This window comes from Paraburkholderia sp. EG287B, from assembly GCF_040965595.1.
Taxonomy (GTDB): Bacteria; Pseudomonadota; Gammaproteobacteria; order Burkholderiales; family Burkholderiaceae; genus Paraburkholderia.
In genome coordinates this window covers 183,048-208,453 of sequence record NZ_JBFRCG010000002.1, presented here as the reverse complement: position 1 = coordinate 208,453, position 25,406 = coordinate 183,048, and the positions used below count along the sequence as shown (strand labels likewise).

At 67.1% G+C, this 25,406-nt stretch carries 17 protein-coding genes; 10 read left to right on the top strand and 7 right to left on the bottom strand.

Annotation, left to right across the window (positions count from 1 at the left end; genetic code table 11):
• The first annotated feature begins 2 nt into the window (after positions 1-2).
• From astD to AB4Y40_RS03645, 5 genes are all read left to right on the top strand, one after another.
• Positions 3-1,466 carry a succinylglutamate-semialdehyde dehydrogenase gene (astD, locus tag AB4Y40_RS03665; protein ID WP_368686478.1) on the top strand — a complete coding sequence of 488 codons (1,464 nt, stop codon included), beginning with the start codon at positions 3-5 and terminating at the stop codon, positions 1,464-1,466.
• A 9-nt stretch (positions 1,467-1,475) separates the two neighbouring features.
• Positions 1,476-2,816 (top strand): N-succinylarginine dihydrolase, encoded by a 1,341-nt coding sequence (gene astB / locus AB4Y40_RS03660; RefSeq protein ID WP_368686477.1) that lies wholly within the window; start codon positions 1,476-1,478, stop codon positions 2,814-2,816.
• Positions 2,800-3,852 carry a succinylglutamate desuccinylase gene (gene astE / locus AB4Y40_RS03655; protein WP_368686476.1) on the top strand — a complete coding sequence of 351 codons (1,053 nt, stop codon included), beginning with the start codon at positions 2,800-2,802 and terminating at the stop codon, positions 3,850-3,852. The genes astB and astE overlap by 17 nt, the downstream gene beginning before the upstream one ends.
• 330 nt (positions 3,853-4,182) lie before the next feature.
• Positions 4,183-4,983 carry an ABC transporter substrate-binding protein gene (locus AB4Y40_RS03650; RefSeq protein ID WP_368686475.1) on the top strand — a complete coding sequence of 267 codons (801 nt, stop codon included), beginning with the start codon at positions 4,183-4,185 and terminating at the stop codon, positions 4,981-4,983.
• 329 nt (positions 4,984-5,312) lie between these two features.
• Positions 5,313-6,698: an EAL and HDOD domain-containing protein gene (locus tag AB4Y40_RS03645; protein ID WP_368686474.1), complete on the top strand. Its 1,386-nt coding sequence runs from the start codon at positions 5,313-5,315 to the stop codon at positions 6,696-6,698.
• A gap of 70 nt (positions 6,699-6,768) precedes the next feature.
• Here AB4Y40_RS03645 and AB4Y40_RS03640 read toward each other — a convergent pair whose 3' ends face one another.
• Together AB4Y40_RS03640 and AB4Y40_RS03635 are read right to left on the bottom strand one after the other, a co-directional pair.
• The gene (locus tag AB4Y40_RS03640; RefSeq protein ID WP_368686713.1) at positions 6,769-8,211 is read right to left on the bottom strand and encodes an HDOD domain-containing protein; all 1,443 of its coding nucleotides are present in this window, start codon (positions 8,209-8,211) and stop codon (positions 6,769-6,771) included.
• Positions 8,212-8,259: 48 nt separating this feature from the next.
• A complete protein-coding gene (locus AB4Y40_RS03635) occupies positions 8,260-10,233 on the bottom strand; it encodes a putative bifunctional diguanylate cyclase/phosphodiesterase (protein WP_368686473.1) in 1,974 nt (657 codons plus the stop codon).
• Positions 10,234-10,641: 408 nt separating this feature from the next.
• On the opposite strand from AB4Y40_RS03635, the gene AB4Y40_RS03630 reads away from it, so the two are divergent.
• From AB4Y40_RS03630 to AB4Y40_RS03610, 5 genes are all read left to right on the top strand, one after another.
• Positions 10,642-11,934, top strand: coding sequence for an EAL and HDOD domain-containing protein (locus tag AB4Y40_RS03630; RefSeq protein ID WP_368686472.1), 1,293 nt, complete (start codon positions 10,642-10,644; stop codon positions 11,932-11,934).
• A 163-nt stretch (positions 11,935-12,097) separates the two neighbouring features.
• On the top strand, positions 12,098-12,661 hold the full coding sequence (locus tag AB4Y40_RS03625; RefSeq protein ID WP_368686471.1) for a peroxiredoxin: 564 nt from the start codon (positions 12,098-12,100) through the stop codon (positions 12,659-12,661).
• Positions 12,662-12,789: 128 nt separating this feature from the next.
• Positions 12,790-13,257: a hypothetical protein gene (locus AB4Y40_RS03620; RefSeq protein WP_368686470.1), complete on the top strand. Its 468-nt coding sequence runs from the start codon at positions 12,790-12,792 to the stop codon at positions 13,255-13,257.
• 83 nt (positions 13,258-13,340) lie between these two features.
• Entirely contained in the window at positions 13,341-13,883 is a 543-nt protein-coding gene (locus AB4Y40_RS03615; protein WP_368686469.1) for a hypothetical protein, read from the top strand.
• Positions 13,884-13,926: 43 nt separating this feature from the next.
• A complete protein-coding gene (locus AB4Y40_RS03610; RefSeq protein ID WP_368686468.1) occupies positions 13,927-14,190 on the top strand; it encodes a hypothetical protein in 264 nt (87 codons plus the stop codon).
• Between the two features lie 47 nt (positions 14,191-14,237).
• On the opposite strand, the gene AB4Y40_RS03605 is transcribed toward AB4Y40_RS03610, so the two are convergent.
• The 5 genes from AB4Y40_RS03605 to AB4Y40_RS03585 all read right to left on the bottom strand — a co-directional run bounded on the left by AB4Y40_RS03605 (position 14,238) and on the right by AB4Y40_RS03585 (position 25,297).
• Entirely contained in the window at positions 14,238-17,537 is a 3,300-nt protein-coding gene (locus tag AB4Y40_RS03605; RefSeq protein WP_368686467.1) for an efflux RND transporter permease subunit, read from the bottom strand.
• 4 nt (positions 17,538-17,541) lie between these two features.
• A complete protein-coding gene (locus AB4Y40_RS03600) occupies positions 17,542-20,664 on the bottom strand; it encodes an MdtB/MuxB family multidrug efflux RND transporter permease subunit (RefSeq protein ID WP_368686466.1) in 3,123 nt (1,040 codons plus the stop codon).
• Between the two features lie 6 nt (positions 20,665-20,670).
• Positions 20,671-22,035 (bottom strand): MdtA/MuxA family multidrug efflux RND transporter periplasmic adaptor subunit, encoded by a 1,365-nt coding sequence (locus tag AB4Y40_RS03595; protein WP_368686465.1) that lies wholly within the window; start codon positions 22,033-22,035, stop codon positions 20,671-20,673.
• Positions 22,036-22,431: 396 nt separating this feature from the next.
• Positions 22,432-23,268, bottom strand: a complete 837-nt coding sequence (locus tag AB4Y40_RS03590; RefSeq protein ID WP_368686464.1) for an IclR family transcriptional regulator — start codon at positions 23,266-23,268, stop codon at positions 22,432-22,434.
• 481 nt (positions 23,269-23,749) lie between these two features.
• Positions 23,750-25,297 carry a class I adenylate-forming enzyme family protein gene (locus AB4Y40_RS03585; protein WP_368686463.1) on the bottom strand — a complete coding sequence of 516 codons (1,548 nt, stop codon included), beginning with the start codon at positions 25,295-25,297 and terminating at the stop codon, positions 23,750-23,752.
• Between the last annotated feature and the right edge of the window lie 109 nt (positions 25,298-25,406).

Genomic DNA, 25,406 nt, shown 5'->3' with positions numbered 1-25,406 from the left:
CCATGAACGAGCTTTACATCGATGGGCAATGGTGCGCGGCCTCGGGCCCCGCGTTCGCTTCGCGCAACCCCGGCACGGGCGAGACCGTGTGGAGCGGCAACGCCGCGAGCGCCGAAGAGGTCGAGCGCGCCGTGAACGCCGCGCGCCGCGCGTTCGCCGCGTGGGCGCAAACGCCGCTCGAAGCGCGCTGCGAGATCGTGCAGCGCTTCGCCGCGCTCGTTACCGAAAAGAAGGAAACGCTCGCCCAGGCGATTGGCCGCGAGACCGGCAAGCCGCTCTGGGAAGCGCGCACCGAAGCGGCGTCGATGGCCGCGAAGGTCGCGATTTCGATCACCGCTTACGGCGAGCGCACCGGCGAGAAGCGTGCGCCGATGGCCGACGGCGTGGCGGTGCTGCGCCATCGCCCGCATGGCGTCGTCGCCGTGTTCGGTCCGTACAACTTTCCGGGCCATTTGCCCAACGGCCATATTGTGCCGGCGCTGATCGCGGGCAACGCGGTCGTGTTCAAGCCTTCGGAGCTCGCTCCGGAAGTGGCGCGCGTCACGGTCGAACTCTGGCGCGAAGCCGGCTTGCCCGCGGGCGTGCTCAACCTCGTGCAGGGCGAGCGCGACACAGGCATTGCGCTTGCGAATCACAAACAGATCGACGGGCTCTTCTTCACGGGCAGCTCGGACACGGGCACGCTGCTGCATCGCCAGTTCGGCGGCCGGCCCGAGATCGTGCTCGCGCTGGAGATGGGCGGCAACAATCCGCTCGTCGTCGCGCCGGTCGAGGATATCGATGCCGCCGTGCATCACACGATCCAGTCGGCGTTTCTTTCGGCGGGGCAGCGCTGCACGTGCGCGCGCCGCATTCTCGTGCCCGCAGACGCATTCGGCGAGCAGTTCCTTGCGCGCTTCGTCGAAGTGAGTTCGCGCATCACGGTGGGCGAGTACGACGCCGAGCCGCAGCCCTTCATGGGCGCCGTGATTTCGGCGCGCGCGGCGGGCAAGCTGATGGGTGCGCAGGCGCAATTGCTCGAGCGCGGCGCACGCGCCTTGCTGCCGATGACACAGCGCGACCCGGCGCTCGGCTTCGTGACGCCGGCGATTCTCGACGTGACGGGCGTGGCCGACCTGCCCGATGAAGAGCACTTCGGGCCGCTCGCCCAGGTGATCCGCTACGCGGGTTTCGACGACGCCATCGCGCAGGCCAACAATACGGCGTACGGCCTCTCGGCGGGCCTGCTCGCCGACGACGAAGCGCTGTGGCAGCGCTTCACGCGCGAGATCCGCGCGGGCGTGGTGAACTGGAACCGCCCGACCAACGGCGCGTCGAGCGGCGCGCCGTTCGGCGGCGCGGGCCGCTCGGGCAACCACCGGCCGAGCGCGTACTACGCCGCCGACTACTGCGCCTACCCGATGGCCTCGGTGGAGAGCGCGCAACTGCAGATGCCCGCGAGCGTATCGCCGGGTCTTCACTTCTAAGGAACGACGATGCAAACCCTTGAAGCCAACTTCGACGGACTCGTCGGCCCCACGCACAACTACGCCGGGCTGTCGTTCGGCAACGTCGCCTCGCAGAGCAACGAGAAGTCCGTCGCGAACCCGCGCGCCGCGGCGCAGCAGGGCTTGCGCAAGATGAAGCGGCTCGCCGACCTCGGCTTCGCGCAAGGTGTGCTGCCGCCGCAGGAGCGGCCGTCCATGCGGTTGCTGCGCGAGCTGGGCTTCGGCGGTAAGGATGCCGAAGCGATTGCGCGCGCCGCGAAGGACGCGCCCGAACTGCTCGCTGCGGCAAGCTCCGCGTCGGCCATGTGGACCGCGAATGCGGCGACGGTGAGCCCTTCGGCGGATACGCCGAACCGGCGCGTGCACTTCACACCCGCGAACCTGTGCAGCAAGCTGCATCGCGCGATCGAGCATGAGGCCACGCGCCGCACGCTTTCCACGGTGTTCGCGGACCCGTCGCACTTCGTCGTGCACGAGGCGCTGCCCGGCACGCCCGCGCTCGGCGACGAAGGCGCGGCCAACCATACGCGCTTCAGCGCGCAGTACGGCGAGCGCGGCGTGGAGTTCTTCGTGTACGGGCGCAGCGAATACCGTCGTGGACCGGAGCCCAAACGCTTCCCGGCGCGGCAGACGTTCGAGGCGAGCCGCGCCATCGCGCAGCGCCACGGCCTGACCGATGCGGGCACCGTGTTCGCGCAGCAGAATCCGGACGTGATCGACGCCGGCGTGTTCCATAACGACGTGATCGCCGTGGGCAACCGCAGCACGCTGTTTTGCCACGAGCGCGCGTTCGTCGACCAGAAGGCGGTCTACGACGACTTGCGCACGAAGCTCGCGGCGTACGACGCGCCGTTCCACGTGATCGAAGTGCCCGAAGCGCGCGTGAGCGTGGCCGACGCGGTGTCGTCCTATCTCTTCAACAGCCAGTTGCTGAGCCGCGCGGACGGCGCGCAGATTCTCGTCGTGCCGCAGGAGTGCCGCGAGAATCCGCACGTGGCGATCTACCTCGACGAACTGGTCGCGAGCAGCGGGCCGGTCGACGAAGTGCTCGTGTTCGACCTGCGCGAGAGCATGAAGAACGGCGGCGGCCCGGCGTGCCTGCGTCTGCGCGTGGTGCTCAGCGCGGAGGAGCGCGCGGCGACGGCCCCCGGCGTGTGGATGAACGACGCGCTCTTCACGCGCCTCGACGGCTGGATCGAGCGGCACTATCGCGACCGGCTCGCGCCGCAGGACCTGACCGATCCGGCGCTGCTTGTCGAGTCGCGCACGGCGCTCGACGAACTCACGCAGATTCTCGGCCTCGGATCGCTCTATGACTTCCAGCGCTGATACCCCACTCGCGGACTTTCTCGCGTACACGCTTTCGGGCGCACGTCCGGCCACGCCCGAAGCGGCGCGTGGCGAATGCGCGGGCGGCGTGCGCTGGCAATGGCTCGACGAGGGCGTGCTGGAGCTGGAACCGGCACACATCGACGAAACGACGCGCAGCGTGCTGCTTTCGGCAGGCGTGCACGGCGACGAGACGGCGCCGATCGAGTTGCTCTCGCAACTCGTGGCCGACATCGCGGCGGGCGGCGCGCCGCTCGCCTGCCGCGTGCTCGCAGTGCTCGGCAATGCAGGCGCAATGCGCGCGGGCGAGCGTTATCTCGACGACGATCTCAACCGCCTGTTCGGCGGGCGCCATGCGCGTGTGCCGGCGAGCCGCGAGGCGCCGCGCGCCGTGGCGCTCGAAACGGCGGCGCAGCGTTTCTTCGCGAAGGCCGCGAGTTCTGCCGATGCGCCATTCGCGCGCTGGCACCTCGACATGCATACGGCGATCCGCGCTTCGGCATTCGAGCAGTTCGCGCTGTTGCCGCATACGGGCGAGCCGCCCGCGCGCGCGATGCTCGAATGGCTCGCCGACGCGCGCATCGCGGCCGTACTGATCCACACCGAGAAGGGCGCGACCTTGTCGTCGTTTACGGCCGAAACGTGCGGGGCGCTTGCCTGCACGCTCGAACTCGGCAAGGTGCGTCCGTTCGGCCAGAACGATCTCGCTCGCTTCGCGGGCGCCGATGCCGCCGTGCGCCGTCTCGTGGCGGGGGAAATGGCCTTGCCGAAAGGCGCGCAGATGCCGCGCATTTTCACGGTGATCGGCCAGATCACGAAGCAGAGCGCGGCGCTCAAGCTCAACGTGGCCGCCGACGTGCCCAACTTCACGCCGTTCCCGCGCGGCGAGGTGCTGGCGGAAGACGGTGCCTACCGCTACGTGGTGCAGCACGACGAGGAGCGCATCGTGTTTCCGAATCCGGGCGTGAAGCCGGGCTTGCGCGCGGGCCTGCTCGTCGTCGATACGACGCGCGAGACGCTCGCCGCGCTCGCCTGAGCGCTCACCGCTAGCGCACGCGCTGTCACGCGCTTGCGCATCCACGACACCCACTTGCATGTTCGAACGCACTGCGTGCTCGCGCCGTCGAGCGTGGGCGCGCATTGCGCCGCTTGCGGCCCGCGCGGCAGGGCGCCGGCACTGTCGCGGTACAATCGCGCCCTCGCGGTTGTTGCGGCGCACCACACACGGTGCGCGCGATTGAGCCGTGTGGTTGGCGCAGCGATCCTGTGCCGGCGCCGGGAAGCCGTTTTTTAGCCGCGAATCGAACCATGAAACGGCAAGAACGGGTTTCGCCGGCGCACCCAATCTGACTGGAAAGAGACACTGATGAAGACGAACTGGAACAAGCTGGCAACGCTCGCATTCTGCGCGGCCGCCATGACGGCAGGCGCGGCAGGGGCCGCACACGCCGCCGATATCAAGGAAATCCGCTTTGGCGTGGAGGCGTCGTACGCGCCGTTCGAATCGAAGTCGCCCGCAGGCGAACTGCAGGGCTTCGATATCGACGTGGGCAATGCCGTCTGCGCGAAGCTCAAGGCAAAGTGCGTGTGGGTGGAAAACTCGTTCGACGGCCTGATCCCGGCGCTGCAGGCGCGCAAGTTCGCCGCGATCAATTCCGACATGTCGATCACGGACCAGCGCCGCCAGGCCATCGACTTCACCGACCCGATCTACGCGATTCCGAACCAGATGATCGCGAAGAAGGGCAGCACGCTGCAGCCCACGCCCGAGTCGCTCAAGGGCAAGCACGTGGGCGTGCTCCAGGGCACGATCCAGGAAACCTACGCGAAAGCGAAGTGGGCGCCGGCGGGCGTCGACGTCGTGCCGTACCCGACGCAGGACCAGATCTACGCGGACCTCGTCTCGGGCCGCCTCGACGCCTCGTTTCTCGACGCCGAAGCTGCCTCCAAGGGCTTCCTGAACAAGCCGCAGGGCGCGGCCTTCGCGTTCGCGGGCCCGCAGGTCGTGGATGTCAAACTGCTCGGCGAGGGCGTGGGCTACGGCGTGCGCAAGAACGATGCGGCGCTCAAGACCGCCTTGAACGGCGCGCTCAAGGACCTGAAGGCGGACGGCACGCTCGACCGCATCGCGGCGAAGTATTTCGACGTGAAGGTCGTGCTGAAGTAATCGGCCCGCATCGATAGATCGATAGACCGGCCGGCTGGACGAAATCCAGCCGGCCGGTTTTTTTGCGCCTTTACTTCGGATTGCGTATCAAATCGTTCTTGCGTCGAGCGGCAACGCAGCGCCGGTGACGCGTGCGGCACTGCAAAAACTACAAAAAAATCCCGCGGATCGCGCAGAACTTCATTTCCGCGCCTTACTTGCCAGGATAAAATCGACACAAGAAAGTGCCGCGTCCGCCGCGCAATGTGTGCGAAGCGCAAACGGTTGCGGCATGCCAGGAAACAAGACCAAAGCGCCGCCATGCGCGCGGCGCCGCGCGGGGGGACCCCATGAGCTTCAACGCCGCAGACCGGCCGCAGATGTCAGGAGTCGCGGGCAGCACGCAGTCGCCGGAACTTGCCGGCCCGCCCATCGACGTGTATTTCGCGCGCCAGCCGATGCTCGACCGGGAGGGCCTCCTCTGCGCATTCGAGACGTCGCCGCGCCTCGTGGACCGGCGCGAAAGCGCCGAAATCGAACAAGAGGCCGAAGCGGCCGCCAAAGACCAGGCCTCGGGCCTGACGCCCAAGCCTTCCGCCACGAGCACCGCGCTCCTCAAAAGCTTCGCCGCGCCCGGCTTGCGCGCCTCGCTCGCGGGCCATCCCGCCTGGCTCGACATGACGCGCGATGCGCTTTTCCACGACGGCCTGCTGCGCGTGAGCCCCGAGCGCGTCATGCTCGAGTTGCCCGTGGACATCGGCGCGGACGCGGACCTGATCGCGCGGCTCGTCGAGCTGCACCGCCGCCGCTACCGCTTCGCGCTCGACCACGTGTCGAAGGCGGATGAGTCGCTCGCGAAACTGCTGCCATATGTGGACGCCATCAAGATCGATATCCGCGAGATCGCGCCCGAGGTGCTGCCGAAGTTCGCGAGCGTGATGAAGGCGGCGGGCAAGCTTCTCGTGGCCATCGGCGTCGAGACCCAGGAAGACTATCAGCGCACGCACGCACTCGGCTTCGACCGCTTCCAGGGCTACTTCTTCGCGAAACCGCACGGCGGCGCGCGCCGCTCCAGCGCGCCGCGCCAGGCGCTGCTGAACCTGCTGCATCTGCTTGCGGCCGAACCCACCGTCGCGCAGCTCGAAGCGGAACTGAAGCTCAACCCCGTGCTCGTGATGCATCTGATGCGGCTCGCCAACTCGGGCAGCATGAACATCGGCCGCAAGGTGACGACGCTGCGCGAGGCGATCAATGCGACCGGCACCAACGCGATCGCGCGCTGGACGCAGTTGCTGCTCTACGCCGACGGCCGCAAGATCGCCGCCGAAGACGACCCGCTGCTGCAACTCGTGGCCACGCGCGCGCGCTTCATGGAAATCGCGGTGACGCAGCTTGCCAAGGCACACCTCGAAGAGGAAGACGCGGCGTTCCTCGTGGGCGTGTTCTCGTTCGTCGAGGCGGTGTTCGGCGGTCCGCTCGAAAGCACGCTCGAAGTGCTCACGCTGGCCAAGCCGATCCGCACGGCGATCGTGAAGCGCGAGGGCGCGCTCGGGCGGCTGCTCGAACTTTCCGAGGCGCTCGAGCGTGCGGACTGGGCCCGCGTGGATGCGCTGTGCGCCGAACTCGAGCCGCTCGACGCCGCGACGGTCGCGGCGATCACGCTCACGGCCGCGGAATGGGCGGGCACGTCGGGCCGCGACGCGGAAGACGAAGGGCTGGAACGGATCGAGGATTGAGCGGGCGGGGCGGTGCCGCGAAGCGATGCGGCGCCGCGCTCAGTCAAGATTCAGTCGGGACAGGCAGGACTCAGGCGGTCTGCGGAACGTGCGTGAAGAAGCGCGCGAGCTGCTGGGCGAGGTCGTTCAACGCGCTCATCTCTTTCTGTGAAATGCGGCGCGGCTCCTGGTTCACGAGCCAGTCGCCGTACATCAGCGCAACGGGTTCGACGCCAGGCGCGCCCACGGGCAGCAGGACGAATGCGCGCGCGTCTTCAAAGCTCGAGCGATACCAGCCGGGCAGGCGCGCGAGAATCTTCGCGTCGCGTGCATTCTCGATGAAGATGCCGACCTTGTTCGCGATGGCAAGGTGAAACACGTCGGGCTGGAACGCGGCGGAGAACGCGAGCTTGGGCAGCACGTCGCCCATGTGGGGGCCGAAGCCGTGCTGCGCCTCGAACATGTTCGCGCCGCGTCGCACGAACACCACGCTGCGTGCGAAACCGAGGCCCGCGAGCACGGTTTCGGTTGCGAGCGTGAGGGCGGTGCTCAGCGCGCTGTCGGCCGGCAATGCGCGCAGGTCCTCGACGCCGGCCGCAATGCGCGCCTCGGGATCGAGCGCTTCGCGGGCGATGGCGTCGGCGTTGGCGCGCAATTCGACGATCTCCCGCATCACGCCGTCTTCGGCTTCCTCGCGCGCGAGCGCGAGGCTCATCTGCACGAGCACATCGGCATCGGTCGAGAGCGCGCGGCCGTAGTGCTGCGCAAGCTCGGCGATATGCGTCTCGCGCATCTCTTCGGAGAGGCCCTGGGTGGTCAGCACGCGCGCGACTTCGGTCGAATAGTTGGTGATGGCGCGCAGCCACTGCACGTCGCGCGGTTCCTTGTCGGCCGGGTCGTACTGGCGCATGCCCGCACGGATCGTGTCGGGCAGGCGCCAGCGCGTGGCGGCTTCGAGGCCGAGTTCTTCGAAGGTCACGCCGAGCACTTCGAGGCAGGCTTCGTCGTCGCTCGAGCCTGCATCGATCTCGCGGCGGATCTGGTCCCACTCGGGTTCGAGATAGAACACCACGAGCAGCTTGCCCACCTGGCGCATCAGCGTGCAGACCACGGCCTCTTCGCCCGCGCGCAGGTCGCCGTGCTCGGTGAGCTTGCGTGCGACGCAGCCCGAGAGCATGGTGCGGTTCAGTTCGAGCTTGGCGTCGATGCGGCGCGGCGCGCTGTGGTGAAAGTGATCGACGATCTTCAGGCCGACGACGAGATGGCCGACCGCGTCCATGCCGAGAACCATCAGCGCGCGCGTGACGGTCGTGATATTGCCGCCGAACGCCATGTACATGGCCGAATTGGCGAGACGCAGCACCTTCTGCGTGAGCGCGAAATCCGAGAGCACGACCTTCACGAGCGCGCTGAAATCGTAGTCATCGTTGGTCATCGCCGCGACCGTGGTGCGCAGCGATTGCGACAGCAAGGGGAAGTCCCCGCGTTCATTCATGCGGGCCCACAAGCGGTCTAGCAGGACGGCCTTTACCATCTGAACCATGTCAATTTCGCGAAAGCCCTGCTGTTTGCGATGCCCGCATCATTGCACCTCGTGCACGTGCAACGCACCCGAAACGAAGCGCTGCTGCAATTCTTCTGAAGGCAGCGCCTTGCAGACGAGCCATCCCTGGATGTGCTCGCAACCCATGTTCGTCAGCAGCTCGCGCTGCGCCTCCGTCTCCACGCCCTCGGCCACGAGCTCGAGATCGAGCGTACGCGCGAGCCCCACCACCGCGTTGACGATCGCCTGATCGTTGCGCGAAGTGATGAGGTTCTCGACGAAGCTTCGATCGATCTTCAGCTTCGAGAGCGGGAAGCGCTGCAGGTACGCGAGACTCGAATACCCGGTGCCGAAGTCGTCCACCGCGAAGCGAATGCCAAGCGACGTGAGCTCTTCGAGCAGCGTTTTCGCATGCTGCGGATCGTGCATGAGCAGGCTTTCGGTGATCTCGAACACGAGCCGGCACGGATCGACTCCGGTGAGCTCGATCGCCTCCTCGACACTTTCCCTGAACCGCGGATTGCGGAACTGCTGGGGCGAGACATTGACCGCCACGTACTGCAGCTCGATGCCTTGCTCGTCCCATTGGGTCAGTTGCATACAGGCAGCCTTCAAAACCCAGTTGCCGAGATAATTAATCAGGCCGACGGATTCCGCAAGCGGAATAAATGTTGAAGGCGGCACGAGACCGTGCAATGGATGTTGCCAGCGGATCAATGCCTCCACGCCGACCACGCCGCGCGACGCGCTGCTCGTGATGGGCTGGAAGTGTAGCGAGAATTCGCCGTTGCGCACACCGTCGTAGAGGTCCGACTCCAGCTTCAGGCGCATGGCGTCGGTGGGATCGTCGACGGGCACGTGCAATGTCAGCGTGTTGCCGCCGATCGCCTTGGCCTGCTGCAGCGCCTGGTCCGCGCGGCGGATGAGCGGCGTGGTGTCGGCGCCGGCATCGGCGTCGCTCAGGCCGGAGGCATCCGGGCGCTGGTCCGGATGGAACGCAATGCCGATGCTCGCAGAAAGGTGCACGGGCTGGTTGCGAAACGAGTACGGCTGCAGGATGGAGGTGAGCAGGCGGCGGCCGAGCGCTTCGGCGGCCGCGCGCACTTCGTCGGGCGCGGCGTGGCGTTGCGGCGTGATCAGGATGGCGAACTCGTCGCTGCCGATGCGCGCGATCATTTCGCCCTGCAGCGCGAGGTGGGTGAGGCGCCGCGCGGTTTCGCGCAGCAGCTCGTCGCCGGCGTCATAGCCGAGCGCGCGGTTCACGCGCTGATAATCGTCGAGGTCGAGCAGCAGCAGCGCCACCGGCACGCCGAAATGGTCCGCGTCGGCCTGGGCACGCTGCAGCGCGGGCGCAAGCGCGGTCTGGTTGGGCAGGCCGGTGAGCGGGTCGTGATGGAGCGCGTGGGTGAGCGCGGCCTCGGTGCCTTGCCAGCCGGAGACGTCGAAGCCCGCCACGGCGAAGCCGGCCGTCTCGCCATACTGTGCGCGCTGCACGCGCAGCTCCACGGGAAGCGGGTAGGTGAGGGCCTTGACGAGGTCGACCGTGTCTTTTTCCACGGCGCCGCTGTGCGCGGCGCGCGCGATCAGCGCCTCGAGGCGCTCGTGATGCTCGGGCGTGACGATGTCGGCGAGCGTCGCGCCGAGCAGGAACTCACGGTGATACCCCGCGAAGCGCAGGCTCGCGTCGGAGACGTAAAGAAAGTGCAGCCTCGCGTCCACGTGGACGAGGAAGTCCACCGCCGCGGCTGTGTTCTCGAACGAGAGCGAAACGGCGTCGGCGTAGTCGGGTCCGGCTGCGGGAGTTGAGAGGGGCACGAGCGGCGCGGCGCCCTGGTCGACGGCGGCTTCGGCCGCTTGCGCTGCACCCAGTGCTTGGGCGGCATGAGAGGCGTTCACGTCGCCAGGCATGGGCGGGTCGCCGGCGATGCCCTTGAGGCCGGCAAGCGCGTAAAACCGGTCGACGACCGTGCGCAACCAGCCCTGGCGGGGCGCGGAGATCCTGTTCGCTTCCATGTCTGTCGCTGGCAACCCTTTGTTTGTCTGTGGCGTCCCGGCCGGTTTCCATATCCGGCTGAAGCCGCCCATCAGAGCAGGTTATCGACCCCGGACGAGAAATCTTTAGCCGCGGCGGCCGAAAAAACACCTCACGCATAAACGTGACGGGAGATCGGTGCGGTGGCGTCCAGATTCGGTTAAAGTGGCGCCGGTCGAGACGCCGTTCGCCATGCGCGATGGGTCGGCGCGCGTGAAGCGCCCGTCTTGCGGGCCGCAGGGGCGGCCCGGCGCGTCGGCGGCCATTACCGGCCATTCCATCCGTACGAGTCATCCGCCATGTCCGATTCATCGTCAGCGTTTGCCGCGCCGGCAAGCGAGGCTGCGCGAGACGATGCGGGCAGGGGCACCCCTGGTTCCGCGCCTTCTATGCCGTCAGCTTCACAACCCGGCCTTGCTCCCGGGTCATCAACCGGTCCGCAGCCGTTCGTCTATCTCGGGCGGCAGCCTATTCTCGATCGCAATGGCGCGCTCAACGCCTATGAGCTGCTGTTCCGCGGCGGCGCGCAGAACCGCGCGGACGTCGACGACGACGCGCTCGCCACGGCCCAGGTGATGACGCGCACGATCGGCCAGCTCGGCGTGCCCGCGGTGCTCGGCCGTCACTACGGCTACGTCAACATCAGCCGCGAGCTGCTGTTCGACGACATCGTGCATCTGCTGCCGCCGGGCCGCTTCGTGCTGGAGGTGCTCGAACACGTGCGCTTCGACGCCGCGGTGCTGGAGCGTCTCGCGCAACTGCGCCGCGCCGGCTACCGCATTGCCTTCGACGACGTGTGCGAGATCACGGAGAACCTGCTGCGCGCCTTGCCGTACGCGGACATCATCAAGGTCGACCTGCTGCAGACCGAGCGCGCGGCGCTGCCTGGCCTCGTCGCGAGCCTCGCCGCGCACGGCAAGACGCTGATCGCCGAGAAGGTCGAGACGGGCGAGGACTTCGAACTGGCCTCGTCGCTCGGCTTCGAGCTGTTTCAGGGCTACTTCTTCGCGCGCCCGCAGGTGCTGCGCGCGCCGCGCGTGCGCGCTTCGCGCCTCGCGCTCGTACGCCTGCTCGCGCTGGTGGCCAACGACGTCGGCACGGCCGAACTCGAGCGCGAACTGCGCAGTCACCCGGGCGTAGTGGTGCAACTGCTGCGCCTCGTCAATTCGAGCGCGTACTCGCCGGGGCGGCCGATTTCGTCGCTGCGCGAAGCGGTGCTCGCGGCGGGCACGCGCCAGATCGCGCGCTGGGCGCAACTGCTGCTTTACGCGAGCGGACGCGACCTGCCCTGGGGCTCGGACCCGCTCGTGCAGCTCGCGGGCACGCGCTCGCACTTCATGGAGCTTGCCGCACGCAGCCTGAGCCCGCAGGACCCCGATTTCGCCGATGCCGCCTTCATGACCGGCATCTTCTCCCTCGTGCACGTGCTGGTGGGTTCGACGCCTGAGAACACGCTCGATCGTCTCGGCCTTGCGCGCGAGATCGTCGAGGCCGTCGACGGTCATCGCGGCGAGCTCGGCACGCTGCTGCGCATCGCGACCGCGGCCGAGCGCGGCGATCACGACGGCGCGCAGCGTCTCGCGCGCGAGGCGGGCGGCATGTTCAACGCGCTCACGCCGCCGCTGCTCGGCGAGTTGAACCTGTGGGCCGGCGCGTGGTTCACGGCGTATGCCGAGGGTTGAAACCAGATCGTAAGGTTGGCGCCGGGGGGGCGCGCTGCGGGTGCCGCAATTGTGTGATCCAATATTGGTATCGCCGCAGCGTCATGCGTCTCATTTGCATGATGGGCAAGACCCGCGGGCAAAACGCGCGCCGGCGTGGCGATTCAACTCGAGGGCATTTGACATGAAACCGAGGTTCTTTGCGGCGGGAGCCGCGGCGCTCGTCTGCGCCGGGCTTGCGCTCTTTACGCTGTCTGCACAGGCGACACTGAAGCCGGGCGATGCCGCACCCGACTTCACGACCCAGGCATCGCTGGGTGGCAAGACCTACACCTATTCGCTCGCTTCGGAGCTGAAGAAAGGGCCGGTGGTGGTGTACTTCTACCCGGCCGCGTTCACGAAGGGTTGCACGATCGAGGCGCACGAATTCGCTGAAGCGGTCGATCAGTACAAGCAGTACGGCGCGACCGTGATCGGCGTTTCGCACGACAACATCGACACGCTCACGAAGTTCTCGGTGAGCGAGTGCCGCAGCAAGTTCCCGGTGGCCGCCGACGAAGACTCGAAGATCATCAAGTCGTACGACGCGTCGATGCCGATGCACGAGTCGATGGCCAATCGCGTCTCGTATGTGATCGCGCCGGACGGCAAGATCATCTACGAATACACGAGCCTGTCGCCGGACCAGCACGTGACGAACACGTTGCGCGCCCTGAAGGAATGGGCCGCGCAGCATCCGCAGCAGTAGTGATCGCGAGTCATCGCAAACCGTAGTCGAACGAGGCCCGCCATGCGCGCGGGCCTTGTCGCGATCTATCCCAGACATCCCTCCGCGTTTCGCCCTGGCCTTTCTCTCCCGCCGCACGGATTCCTCGCATGCCGATCGTCGTTGTTCTTTTAGCCTTCGCCGCGCTCGTCTACGGCGCGTACTGGTCCTTCAACGCCATCGCGACGCAGTTCGGCACGGGCGTTGCCGTGGGCGCGGCCGTGCTGGCCGCGGCGTTGTTCGTCGCGCTCATCGCCTGGTGGTGGCGCCGGATGCGCGACGTGGCGCCCAACGTGCGCGGCGAAGGCGACTGGACGCACCGCGTAGCCGGCGCCTGGGGCGAGGCCCGTCTCGCGGCGGGCAAGCGCTTTTGCGAGCTGACGCAGGGCGGCGCGCATGGCGCGTATATCTTCGCCGACCTGCAAGGCGCGCAGCCGGCGCGCGATGCCAACGGCTGGCACGTGGCGCTGCGTGTGGCCGATCCGAAGCACCCGCTCTGGCAACTGCCGATGCAAAGCGAGCGCGAAGCGAAGCGCTGGGCGCGCATTTTCACGCTGGCGATCGCGCAGAAACTCTGAGCGTCGCAACCGCGTCGAACGTTCCGGCCGCGCCGCTGTCCCAACAAGTTCCCGGCACTCCAGGCCGGCAACGCACACTCGATATGTCACGAAAACCCTGGATCGCGGCGGCCCTGATCGCCGTCTGCGCCACGCTGCTCGCGGCGTGCGACCAGCAAAAGGTCGCCGACGCCGTCAACGCGATCAAGCCCGATTCGATGGCGTTCGGCGGCCTGCGCATTGGCGTGTCGACGGTCGAGGACGTACGCCGGCAGGCGGGCAAGCCCGAAATGGTGTGGGAGGACGACGACGGCGCGCAGCGCCTCGAATACCCGCGCGGGCCCAACGGCCTCACCACGTGGATGCTCGACTTCGACGCGAACGGCAGGCTCGTGGCGATGACCCAGGCGCTCACGGCGCAGAATATCGCGCAGGTCGTGCCGGGCATGCCGCAGGACGAAGTGCGGCGCCTGCTCGGCAAGCCGGCCACGGTAGCAAAATACGCGTTGAGCCACGAGGAAGTGTGGAGCTGGCACTGGGCCGAAGGCGGCGTGGCGGGGGACGGCATGTTCAACGCCCATTTCGCGCCGGATGGACTCGTGGTGAGGACGTCGCGCTCGGACGCACCGGGCCACGAACAGCATTGAGTCGGCGAGCGCATCGATCGCGCCAGCCGCAAGGAGGAAGCAGATGAAACGTATCGCGTTGCTATGGCATGTGGTGAAGGGCGATGCGCGCGTGCTGTGGCACGCGCTGCGCCAGCCGGGGCGTCCCGTGTGGCTCGTGCCCGCCACGGCGCTGCTCGCGCTCTATGCGCTCGATCCGTTCAATCTCGCGATGCCGGTCGCCGGTGTCGTGGACGACGGCATCATCGTGCCGCTGTTGCTGCATCTGATCGTGCGGTGCCTGCCGGCGCATTTGCGCCGGCGCGAGCCCCGACGGGCACGCGCATAAAGAAACGGCTGAAGCCACGCTTCAGCCGTTGTCTACAGCAGGAACGCTCACTCCGCCTGCGCTGCGGGCGCCGCGCGCCCGCGCTTCGCATCCCACCACACGCGCAGCCGGTCCATGTACAGGTACACCACCGGCGTCGTATAGAGCGTAAGCATCTGGCTCACGATCAGACCGCCCACGATCGAAATGCCGAGCGGCGCGCGCAGCTCCGCGCCTTCGCCGCGCCCGAACGCGAGCGGCAGCGCGCCGAGCAGCGCCGCACAGGTGGTCATCATGATCGGCCGGAAGCGCAGCAGGCAGGCCTGGTAGATCGCATCGCGCGAACTCAGCCCCTCACGCGACGCCTGGATCGCGAAGTCCACCATCATGATCGCGTTCTTCTTCACGATGCCGATCAGCAGAATCACGCCGATCAGCGCGATGATGCTGAACTCCGTCTTGAAGAGCAGCAACGCGAGCAGCGCGCCCACGCCCGCCGACGGCAAGGTGGAGAGAATCGTGAGCGGGTGGATGTAGCTCTCGTAGAGAATGCCCAACACGATATACACGGCCGCGAGCGCCGCGAGAATCAGCAGCGGCTGGTTGTCGAGCGACTGCTGGAACGCCTGCGCCGTGCCCTGGAAGCTGCCGTGAATCGTCGCGGGCATGCCGATCTCGCCCATCGTGTCGTAGATCGCCTGGGTGGCGTCGGAGAGCGATTTGCCGGGCGGCAGGTTGAACGAGATCGTCGAGGCCACGAACTGGCTCTGGTGATTCACCGAAAGCGGCGTCGTGCCGGGGCCGAACGAGGCGATCGACGAGAGCGGCACCATGGTCTCCTTCGACGTGGACACCGCCGCGCCCGACGACGCGCTCGACTTGCCGCTCGCGGCGAGCGAGTTGGTCGCGAGGTTGCGCGCCGAATCGGCGGCGATGGCCGCGGCGCTCGTCGCCGTGGTGGCGGCCGTGCCGCCCGTCGAGGCGGTGGTGGGGCCCGTCACCGTGCCGGCCGTCGCGTTGGTGCTCTGCGCGCCGCTCGCCGTGCCGCCCGAGGTGCTCACCCAGATCTCGTTGAGCATGGTCGGGCTCTGCCAGTACTTCGGCGCGACTTCCATCACCACGTGGTACTGGTTGAGCGGGTTGTAGATCGTCGAGACCTGGCGCTGGCCGAACGCGTCGTAGAGCGTGTTGTCGATCTGCGAGGGCGTGATGTTCAGCCGCGCGGCGCTCTGCCGGTCGATGTTGATCATCGACTCGAGGCCGCCTTGCTGCTGGTCCGAGTTCACGTCGGCGAGTTCGGGACGCGCCTGCAGCGCCTCGGTGAGCTTCGGCCCCCACTTGTAGAGATCGGCGGTGTTGTCCGCGAGCAGCGTGAACTGGTACTGCGCGTTCGACTGCCGGCCGCCCACGCGAATGTCCTGCACCGCCTGCAGGAAGGTGCGCGCGCCCGCCACGTTCGAGAGCGGCCCGCGCAGTTGCGCGATCACCTCGTCGGCGGAAAGCTTGCGCTCGCTCTTGGGCTTGAGCGAGACGAACATGAAGCCCGAGTTGGTCGCGCGCCCGCCTGAGAATCCCGCGACCGATTCCACGGCCGGGTTCGCCTGCACGATACGCATCATCTCGGCGAACTTCACCTTCATCGCCTGGAACGAGGTGGACTGGTCGGCCTGGATGCCACCGACCAGGCGCCCCGTGTCCTGCTGCGGGAAGAAGCCCTTGGGCACGACCACGTAGAGCGCGACGTTGAGCGCGATCGTCGCCATGAGCGTGAGCAGGATGACGAACGGATGCGCGAGCGCCCAGCCGAGCGTGCGCTCGTAGCCGCCCTGCAGGCGCTGGAAGCCGCGTTCGAGCCACTGCGCGAAGCGGCCTTCTTCCTTCTTCTCGTGCGCCTCTTCGAGCAGGCGCGAGCACATCATCGGCGTGAGCGTGAGCGAGACGGCCAGCGACACCGCAATGGCGAGCGAGAGCGTGAGCGCGAACTCGCGGAACAGGCGCCCGACGATGCCGCCCATCAGCAGAATCGGCAGGAACACGGCGACGAGCGAGACGCTGATCGAGAGCACCGTGAAGCCCACCTCGCGCGCGCCGAGCAGCGCCGCCTTCATGCGCGGCACGCCGTTTTCGATATGCCGCGAGATGTTCTCCAGCACGACGATGGCGTCGTCCACGACGAAGCCGGTCGCGATGGTGAGCGCCATCAATGAGAGATTGTCGAGCGAGAAGCCCATCAGGTACATCGCCGCAAAGGTGCCGATGATCGAGATGGGCACGGCCACGCTCGGAATGAGCGTCGCGCGCCAGTTGCGCAGGAACAGGAACACCACCATCACGACGAGCGCCACGGCGATGATGAGCGTGTGCTCAGTGTCCTTGAGCGAGGAGCGGATCGTGACCGAGCGGTCGGACGTCGGGATCACCTCGACGTCGGCGGGCAGCGACGCCTTGAGCTGCGGCAGCATGGCGACGACGCGGTCCACGGTCTCGATGATGTTCGCGCCCGGCTGGCGGTAGAGGATCACGAGCACGGAACGCTTGCCGTTGGCGAGGCCGATGTTGCGCAGGTCTTCCACCGAATCGACCACTTCGCCCACGTCGGAGAGCTTCACGCCCGCGCCGTTGCGGTAGGCGATCACGAGGTCCTTGTACTGGCTCGCCTTGCTCGCCTGGTCGTTGGTGTAGAGCTGGAAGCGCTGCGGACCGAATTCGATATCGCCCTTGGGGCTGTTCGCGTTGGCCGAGGCGAGCGCGGCGCGCACGTCTTCGAGGCCGATGCCGTAGTGAAAGAGCGCATGCGGCTCCAGCTCCACGCGCACGGCCGGATTGGCCGAGCCGCTCACGTCGACTTCGCCCACGCCGTCCACCTGCGAGAGCGACTGCTGCAGCACCGTGGCCGCCGAGTCGTAGAGCTGGCCCGCGCTCAAGGTGGGCGAGGTGAGCGCGAGAATCAGGATCGGCGCGTCGGCGGGGTTGACCTTGTGGTAGGTCGGGTTCTGCCGCAGGCTCGTGGGCAGGTCCGCGCGCGCGGCGTTGATCGCCGCCTGCACGTCGCGCGCGGCGCCATCGATGTCGCGGTTCAGGCCGAATTGCAGCGTGATGCGCGTGCTGCCCACCGAGCTTTGCGAGGTCATCTCCGAGACGTCGGCGATCGAGCCGAGGTGCCGCTCCAGCGGGCTCGCCACGCTGGTCGCCACCGTTTCGGGGCTCGCGCCCGGCAAGGTGGCCTGCACGGAGATGGTCGGAAAGTCCACCTGCGGCAAGGGCGCGACCGGCAGCTTCGTGAACGCGAAGAGGCCGGCCAGCGCAATGCCGACGGCGAGCAGCGTGGTCGCGACGGGGCGCGAGATGAACGGGCGCGAGAGATTCATCGCGTCAGCTCTCCGACGAAGACGACGCCGCGCCGTGCGAACCACCGCCGAAACGCTGGCGCAGACGCTGCGCGATCCGGTCGAACGCGAGGTAGATCACCGGCGTCGTGAAGAGCGTGAGCGCCTGGCTCACGATCAGGCCGCCCGCGATCGCGATGCCGAGCGGCCGGCGCAGCTCGCTGCCCGCGCCGTAGCCGAGGATCAGCGGCACGGCGCCGAGCAGCGCCGCCATCGTCGTCATCATGATCGGCCGGAAGCGCAGCAGACACGCCTGGTAGATCGCCTCGCGCGGCGGCTTGCCTTCGTGGCGCTCGGCCTCGAGCGCGAAGTCGATCATCATGATGGCGTTCTTCTTCACGATGCCGATCAGCAGCACGATGCCGATGATGCCGATGATGTCGAGGTCGTGCCCGGTCAGGATCAGCGCGAGCAGCGCGCCGATCCCGGCCGACGGCAGCGTGGAGAGAATCGTGATCGGATGCACGAAGCTCTCGTACAGCACGCCGAGCACGATATACATCGTGACGATGGCCGCGAGGATCAGGAACAGCTCGTTGGACAGCGACGCCTGGAACGCGAGCGCCGCGCCCTGGAAGCGCGTCTGGAACGAGCCCGGCAGGCCGATGTCCTTTTCCGCCTGCTGGATCGCCTTGACCGCCGCGCCGAGCGAGGAGCCCTGCGCGAGGTTGAACGAGACCGTCGTGGCCGGGAACTGCGAGAGATGCGTGACGAGCAGCGGCGCGGGCCGCTCGTGGAACTTCGCGATGGCCGACAGCGGCACCTGGCCCGTGGTCGAGGTGGAAGAGGGCAGGTAGATCGAATTCAGCGCGTCGGTATAGTGCTGCAGAACCGGATCGGCTTCGAGGATCACGCGGTACTGGTTCGATTGCGTGAAGATCGTCGAGATGATGCGCTGGCCGTAGGCGTCGTACAGCGCGTTGTCCACCGTCGCGGGCGTGATGCCGTAGCGCGCCGCGCTCGCGCGGTCGATCTCGATGAACACGGAGCTGCCCTGGTCCTGCAGGTCGGTCGCCACATCCGCGAGTTCGGGCAGCTGCCTCAGGCGCTGCACGAGCTTCGGCACCCAGGTCGCGAAGTCCTGGATGTTCGGCGTGGTGAGCATGAACTGGTATTGCGTCGGGCTCACGGTCGAGTCGATCGTGAGGTCCTGCACCGGCTGCATATAGAGCGTCGCGCCCGGCACGTGGGCCACGCTCGTTTGCAGGTCGCGGATGATCTCGCTCGCCGTTTCGCTGCGGTCGTCGCGCGGCTTCAGGTTGATGAGCATGCGGCCGCTGTTGAGCGTGATGTTGGTGCCGTCCACGCCGATGAACGAGGTGAGGCTCTCCACGTTCTCGTTCTTGAGAATCTCCGCGGCGAGCGCCTGCTGGCGCTCGGCCATCGACGCATACGACACCGACTGCGGCATCTGCGTGATGGCCTGGATCACGCCCGTGTCCTGCACGGGGAAGAAGCCCTTGGGCACGATCACGTAGAGAATGCCGGTGAGCACGAGCGTGATGAGGAACACGATCATCGTGAGGCGTTGGCGGGCGAGCACCCATTCGAGCGCCACGCCGTAGCGGCCGATCACATAGTCGAAGAACGCATGCACGCGCGCCTCGAAGCGGTGGCTTTCGGGCGGCGGCGTGTGGCGCAGCATCTTCGCGCACATCATCGGCACGAGCGTGAGCGAGACCACGGCCGAGATCACGATCGTCACCGCGAGCGTGATGGCGAACTCGTGGAACAGGCGGCCCACCACGTCGCCCATGAAGAGCAGCGGAATCAGCACGGCGATCAGCGACACCGTCAGCGATATGATGGTGAAGCCGATCTGCTTCGAACCCTTTAGCGCCGCTTCGAGCGGGGTGTCGCCCGCCTCCACGTAACGCGCGATGTTCTCGATCATGACGATGGCGTCGTCCACCACGAAGCCGGTCGCGATGGTGAGCGCCATCAACGACAGGTTGTCGAGCGAGAAGCCGCACAGGTACATGACCGCGAGCGTGCCGATCAGCGAGAGCGGCACCGAAAGGCTCGGAATGATCGTGGCGTAGATGTTCGCGAGGAACAGGTACATCACCAGCACCACGAGCACCACCGACATCAGCAGCTCGAACTGCACGTCGCGCACCGAGGCGCGGATCGTGGTGGTGCGGTCGGTGACGATCTGCACGTCGAGCGAAGAGGGCAGTGCTTCCTGCAGCTGCGGCAACAGCGCCTTGATGCTGTCCACCACCTGGATCACGTTCGCGCCCGGCTGGCGCTGCACGTTCAGGATGATCGCGGGCGTGCCGTCCGCCCACGCGCCGAGCTTGGTGTTTTCCGCGCCCTGCACGATGTTCGCGACGTCGGTGAGCATGACGGGGCGGCCGTTGCGGTAGGCGATCACGGCGTCTTTGTAAGCGTCCGCGTCGGTCAGCTGGTCGTTCGCGTTGATCGTGTAGGCGCGCGTGGGGCCGTCGAAGTTGCCCTTGGGCGTGTTGACGTTCAGGTTCGAAATGCTCGTGCGCAGGTCGTCGAGGTTCAGGCCGTAGGCCGCGAGCGCGCGCGGATTCGCCTGGATGCGCACGGCAGGGCGCTGGCCGCCCGAGAGGCTCACGAGGCCCACGCCCGCCACCTGCGAGATTTTCTGCGCGAGGCGGGTGTCGGCGAGATCCTGGATCTGCGTGAGCGGCAGCGTTTTCGAGGTGATCGCGAGCGTGAGGATCGGCGCGTCGGCGGGGTTGACCTTGGCGTAGATCGGCGGCGCGGGCAGGTCCGAGGGCAATAGGTTGCCGGCCGCGTTGATGGCGGCCTGCACCTCCTGTTCGGCGACGTCGAGCGGCAGGTCGAGGCTGAACTGGAGCGTGATGACCGAGGAGCCCGCCGAACTCTGCGACGACATCTGGTTGAGCGACGGCATCTGCCCGAACTGACGTTCGAGCGGTGCCGTGACCGAGGACGTCATCACGTCCGGGCTCGCGCCCGGATAGAAGGTCTGCACCTGGATGGTCGGATAATCGACTTCGGGCAGCGCGGAAAGCGGCAGAAAGCGCAGCGCGACGAGGCCGACCAGCATGATCGCCGCCATGAGCAGCGCCGTGCCGACCGGCCGCAGGATAAAGGCGCGGGATGGATTCATGCTGGCTTACTGGGCTTGCGTCTGCGAGGCGTGGCGATGGCCATGACGCGCGCCCGAGGCCGCGCCGGCCCACGAGGCGCCTTGCGCGCCCGCGGCGCCCGACGCCCCCTTCGCGTGTTGCGGATGCTCGGCGGGAATCGTGATCTTCGCGCCTTCGCGCAGACGGTCGGAGCCGTCGGTCACCACGCGCTCGCCCACGGTGAGGCCCGATGCGATGCTGGTGCGCTCGGCATCGACGGGGCCGACCTTCACGAGCCGCACCGTGACCGTGTTGTCGGGCTTCGCGACATAGACGTACTGCCCCTGCGAGCCGTTGAGCACGGCCGATGTGGGCACGATCACGGCGTCGTGGATCGTATCGACGAGCAGGCGCGCATTCACGAACTGATTCGGAAAGAGCCCTTGTTCGTGGTTCGTGAAGCTCGCGCGCAGCTTGACGGTGCCCGTGGTGGTGTCGATCTGGTTGTCGATGGTCTGCAGCGAGCCGGCTTCGAGCATCGTCGTGTTGCTGCGGTCGTAGGCCGTGACCGACATTTTGGTGCCCGCGCGCAGCTGCTTCATGATGGGGGGCAGGTTGTCCTCCGAAGTCGTGAAGATCACGCTGATCGGCTCGAGCTGCGTGAGCACGACGATGCCGTTGGTGTCGCTGGGCGTCACGTAGTTGCCCGGATCGACCTGGCGCAGGCCCACGCGGCCCGAGACGGGTGCCGTGATGCGCGCGTAGGTGAGGTCGAGCTTGTAGGTATCGACGCTGGCCTGATCGGACTTGACGGTGCCCTCGTATTGCTTGACGAGCGAGGCCTGGGTGTCGACCTGCTGGCTCGCGATCGAGTCTTGCGAGAGCAGCGTCTGATAGCGCTTGAGGTCGAGGCGCGCCGTGGCGAGCAGCGCCTGGTCGCGGGCGAGCTGGCCTTCGGCGTTGGCGAGCGAGATCTGGTACGGGCGCGGGTCGATCTGCGCGAGCACGTCGCCCTTTTTCACCATCTGGCCTTCCTGGAAGTACACGTCCTGAAGCGTGCCGGATAGTTGTGTGCGCACCGTGATGTCGGCGAGCGGCGTGACCGTGCCGAGCGCGGTGATGACGATGGGCATGTCGCCGGCCTTCGCCGTGGCCACGCTCACGGGCTGCGGCATGTTGGCCATGGCGCCCGGACCGCCGCGACGCGCGTGCGCGCCGGCCGCCGGTGCGGCGTTGCCGCCCGAGAGCGCCTTGTTCCACGGCTGCCAGCGCGCAAGCACGATGCCGGCGATCACGATGACCACGCCCAGCGCGATGAACTTGCCCTTGCCGCGCCTCGCGGCGGCCGGAGCGGGGGACTGCGGCGTCGTGTCTTTACGGGGGGAATCCGGGCGCTTTTCTTGTTGATCCATCGGTCAGGTCGGTAACAGGTTCTCGAAGCGGGGTTCTCGAAGGCTCTTGGCGGAGCGCAATACAGGGGGCCGGCCGCGAAGCGCTCGCAGAAGCGCGCGCAGCAGCGCACGGCGCCGGCGCAGCGGGCGCGCGCCGATGCTACGCAGGCCGTGCGCAAGCAAGATGTCGGGACGCGCCGCGCTGCGGCCCGCATGCCGCGCCATGCGCTCACGGGCATGGAAGGCGTTGCCGGCGGCTGGCTGGCGTTACGGGCGAAGGGCGGCGGCGCTGGCCCTTGCCGCCAAAAAGCATGATGCTACGTTGCCCGCTTCGTTACAGTCCAGTGCCGTTTCTTTCGAGACGTTACGAGCGTTACACCCTTCGTGTGTTTTTGTAAGGCGCAGACGCTCGGGTTGTCAGGTCGCGTGGGGCAGGCGCAGGGCGCCGCCGATTTCGTCGACGACGCGCGCGACGCATTCGCGCATCAGCGGCACGACGTGGCTGACGAGCCACTCGCGCGGGCACTGCTGCGCGGCGCCGCCGCAGTTGATGGCGTAGATCTCGCCGTTGGGACCCGCGAACGCCGTGGCGATGGCGTTGAGCCCCTCGTACCACTCGCCGATCGCGAGGCCGTAGCCGTGGGCGGCGGTCTCGGCGAGCGCCGCGTCGAGCCGGCTGCCGAAGACGCCCCAGTCGTTGCCGGTCGAGGTCTGCAACGCGGCGGTGAGTTCGGCGCGCGCGTGCGGATCGAGAGCGGCGAGGTAGGCGCGCCCGACGGCGGTGCGGCCCATGTCGATGCGCGAGCCGACCTCGAGGCGCGTGACGAGCACGGCGGTGCGCGGGCGGATCGCGTCGATCACGACCATGTCCAGACGGTCGCGCACGGTGAGGTGCACCGAGAGCGCGGTGCGCTCGGCCAGCCGCGTGAGAAACGGCCGCGCCCGGCTGCGAATGTCGGAGTTGCGCAGGAAGCCGTTAGACAGCTCCAGTACCGACGAGGTGAGCACGAAGCGTTCGCTGTCGGGCAGCCGGGCGAGAAAGCCCGTGCTCACGAGCGTGCCCGTGAGGCGCGAAAGCGTGGGCTTGGGAATGCCGGTCAGCTCGGTCAGTTCGCGGTTGCTGAGCGGCGCGTCGGCGGCCGCGACGCAGCGCAGGACGGCAAGGCCGCGCGCGAGCGCGGTCACTTCGTCGGCGCCGCCGTCTTTATCTCGCGGAGGTTCATCAAGATGGCGCGAATCGGGTGCGGAAGTCATTGGCGGGACAATTTTCCGAAACAGGATTTCAGTTTTGAGATTTCGCGCGAGGCGTTACAAAGTCAGCGCGGCGTGCCGCGCGGTACGGTCGTTTGCGTTCGATCAACACGTCGCTCCTTAAATTAGGGTGCAAATTATCAGACGATTGTAATGGATGCCAGAAGCTCGACGATTGGCGCATTTTGGCGAGATTTTGCTTGACTTAGTCAGCATGTAGGTAAAAAATGGAACCCGATTTCGGCAATCCGCCTCGACCCCGCAACATTGCGGGGTTTTAATGTGCCTCGTGTTATGCAATTCGCATAATTGCGTATCTTTTTCCGATGGCACGGCGCATCCGAATACCGTCTCTCAGGTTCTAGCACGGCCCTCGGAATGGCTAGAACTTTTCAAGGCGCCACGTGCAAACGTGGCGCTTTTTTTTCCGCCCGGCTGCAAACAGGCAAACGGGCAAACGGGCACTCCCGCGCCTGGCGGCCGGTCATGCAACCTCGCCGCGAAAACCCTCGCGCAACTCGCGCTTGAGCACCTTGCCGATCGGGCTGCGCGGCAGCGCGTCGACGATCACCACGTCGGCAAGTCGTTGCATCTTCCCCAATTGTCCGTTGGCCCAGTCGGCGAGCGCGTCGGCGGTCAATGCCGAAGCGCGCCGGAGCGTGACGAACGCCACCGGCGTTTCGCCCCAGCGCGCCGACGGCACGCCGACCACTGCGGATTCAAGGACTTCGGGGTGCCGGGCGAGCACCTGTTCCAGATCGCTCGGGTAGATATTGAAGCCGCCCGAGATGATCATGTCCTTCTTGCGGTCCATCAGCACGAGGAAGCCGTCTGCGTCGAAGCGGCCGACATCCCCGGTCCGGATGAAGCGCCGGCCATCGCTGTCGTACCACTCGGCTTGCGCCGTCTTGTCCGGTTGCCGGTAGTAGCCGGTCATCATGGCTGGCGAACGCCCGACGATTTCACCCGCTTCCCCGGTGGCGACCTCGCGTCCGTCGGCATCGATCAGGCGCATTTCATGGCCGTTCAGCGGGCGGCCAACGGTGTGCAGCTTGTCGGGAAACTCGTCCGCGCAAAGCTCGCATGACGCGCCGCCTTCGGTCATGCCATAGAACTCGGTGAGCTTGCCGGGCCATCTGCGCAGGGCGTCCGCCTTGAGGGCCGCCGCGAACGGCGCACTCGTGCAGAACTTCGTGTGGAAACGGGATAGGTCGTAGCGATCGAAGTCCGGATGGCCGAGGATGCGCTGGTATTGCACCGGCACCAGCATGGTGTGCGTGACGTGCTTGCGCTCGGCAAGCTCGAGATACTGCTTCGCATCGAACTTCGGCATGAGGACAACCGTTCCACCGAGCGCCAGGGTCGGGAAGAAGCTCACCAGCGTGGTGTTCGAATAGAGGGGCGTCGCAATCAAGGTAACGCACTCCGGCCCGTATCCGCGCTCGAGGCTTCGCAGCGTATAGGCGTAGCGCATCGCGTGCGACTGGACGATCCCTTTGGGCGCGCCGGTCGTGCCGGACGAGTAAATGATGTTGAAGGCCCACTCCGGCCGGATCTCCACCTGCCGGGGCGCGGCGCCCACGGGCGCGAGCCAGGCATCGTATTGCCCGGCTGCACTGATGTCGATGACGCGCAGCGCTGGCGGCAGCGTGACGCCCGCGAGCAACTGGCGAACCGTGTCGTCGGCGAAGAGGATCTGCGCCCGCGAGTTCTCCAGCATGGCGACGAGGCTGTCCGGGTGCGTCGACGGCGACAGCGGGGCGACCGCGAGGCCCGCCCGAAGCGCGCCGAAGAAAACGGCGGCATATGGGATGGAACTCGACGCACAGATGGCAACGACGTCTTCGGGAGCCAGCCCGTCACGCTGCAGCGCGGCAGCGCAGCGGTCGATCAGCGCATCGAGCGCGGCGAACGTGACCGTCTCGTCTTCGCAGACAATGGCCGCGCGCGCGCCGTGTTCCACCGTGCGTTGGCGAATCATGGCGGTCAAGTCGACGAACGGGGAGTCGGGTGACGGGGACTGCACGGACATGGCCTCATACCTCACTGGAAAGATGGCTTCGCGGTGGCGTGATGCGGTTCTCTTGCGCAATGGCCTCCCTTCTGATGGGCGCGCGGGCACGCTTCACGGTTTGTGAACG

Bases quoted from the DNA above. Each gene is read 5' to 3' on its own strand.
- AB4Y40_RS03615 (WP_368686469.1), top strand. From the start codon at position 13,341: ATGTCACGAAAACCCTGGATCGCGGCGGCCCTGATCGCCGTCTGCGCC.
- astD (WP_368686478.1), top strand. From the start codon at position 3: ATGAACGAGCTTTACATCGATGGGCAATGGTGCGCGGCCTCGGGCCCC.
- AB4Y40_RS03645 (WP_368686474.1), top strand. From the start codon at position 5,313: ATGAGCTTCAACGCCGCAGACCGGCCGCAGATGTCAGGAGTCGCGGGC.
- AB4Y40_RS03650 (WP_368686475.1), top strand. From the start codon at position 4,183: ATGAAGACGAACTGGAACAAGCTGGCAACGCTCGCATTCTGCGCGGCC.
- AB4Y40_RS03590 (WP_368686464.1), bottom strand. From the start codon at position 23,268: ATGACTTCCGCACCCGATTCGCGCCATCTTGATGAACCTCCGCGAGAT.
- AB4Y40_RS03625 (WP_368686471.1), top strand. From the start codon at position 12,098: ATGAAACCGAGGTTCTTTGCGGCGGGAGCCGCGGCGCTCGTCTGCGCC.
- astB (WP_368686477.1), top strand. From the start codon at position 1,476: ATGCAAACCCTTGAAGCCAACTTCGACGGACTCGTCGGCCCCACGCAC.
- AB4Y40_RS03595 (WP_368686465.1), bottom strand. From the start codon at position 22,035: ATGGATCAACAAGAAAAGCGCCCGGATTCCCCCCGTAAAGACACGACG.
- AB4Y40_RS03585 (WP_368686463.1), bottom strand. From the start codon at position 25,297: ATGTCCGTGCAGTCCCCGTCACCCGACTCCCCGTTCGTCGACTTGACC.
- AB4Y40_RS03635 (WP_368686473.1), bottom strand. From the start codon at position 10,233: ATGGAAGCGAACAGGATCTCCGCGCCCCGCCAGGGCTGGTTGCGCACG.
- AB4Y40_RS03610 (WP_368686468.1), top strand. From the start codon at position 13,927: ATGAAACGTATCGCGTTGCTATGGCATGTGGTGAAGGGCGATGCGCGC.
- AB4Y40_RS03640 (WP_368686713.1), bottom strand. From the start codon at position 8,211: ATGGTAAAGGCCGTCCTGCTAGACCGCTTGTGGGCCCGCATGAATGAA.
- AB4Y40_RS03605 (WP_368686467.1), bottom strand. From the start codon at position 17,537: ATGAATCTCTCGCGCCCGTTCATCTCGCGCCCCGTCGCGACCACGCTG.
- AB4Y40_RS03600 (WP_368686466.1), bottom strand. From the start codon at position 20,664: ATGAATCCATCCCGCGCCTTTATCCTGCGGCCGGTCGGCACGGCGCTG.
- astE (WP_368686476.1), top strand. From the start codon at position 2,800: ATGACTTCCAGCGCTGATACCCCACTCGCGGACTTTCTCGCGTACACG.
- AB4Y40_RS03620 (WP_368686470.1), top strand. From the start codon at position 12,790: ATGCCGATCGTCGTTGTTCTTTTAGCCTTCGCCGCGCTCGTCTACGGC.
- AB4Y40_RS03630 (WP_368686472.1), top strand. From the start codon at position 10,642: ATGCCGTCAGCTTCACAACCCGGCCTTGCTCCCGGGTCATCAACCGGT.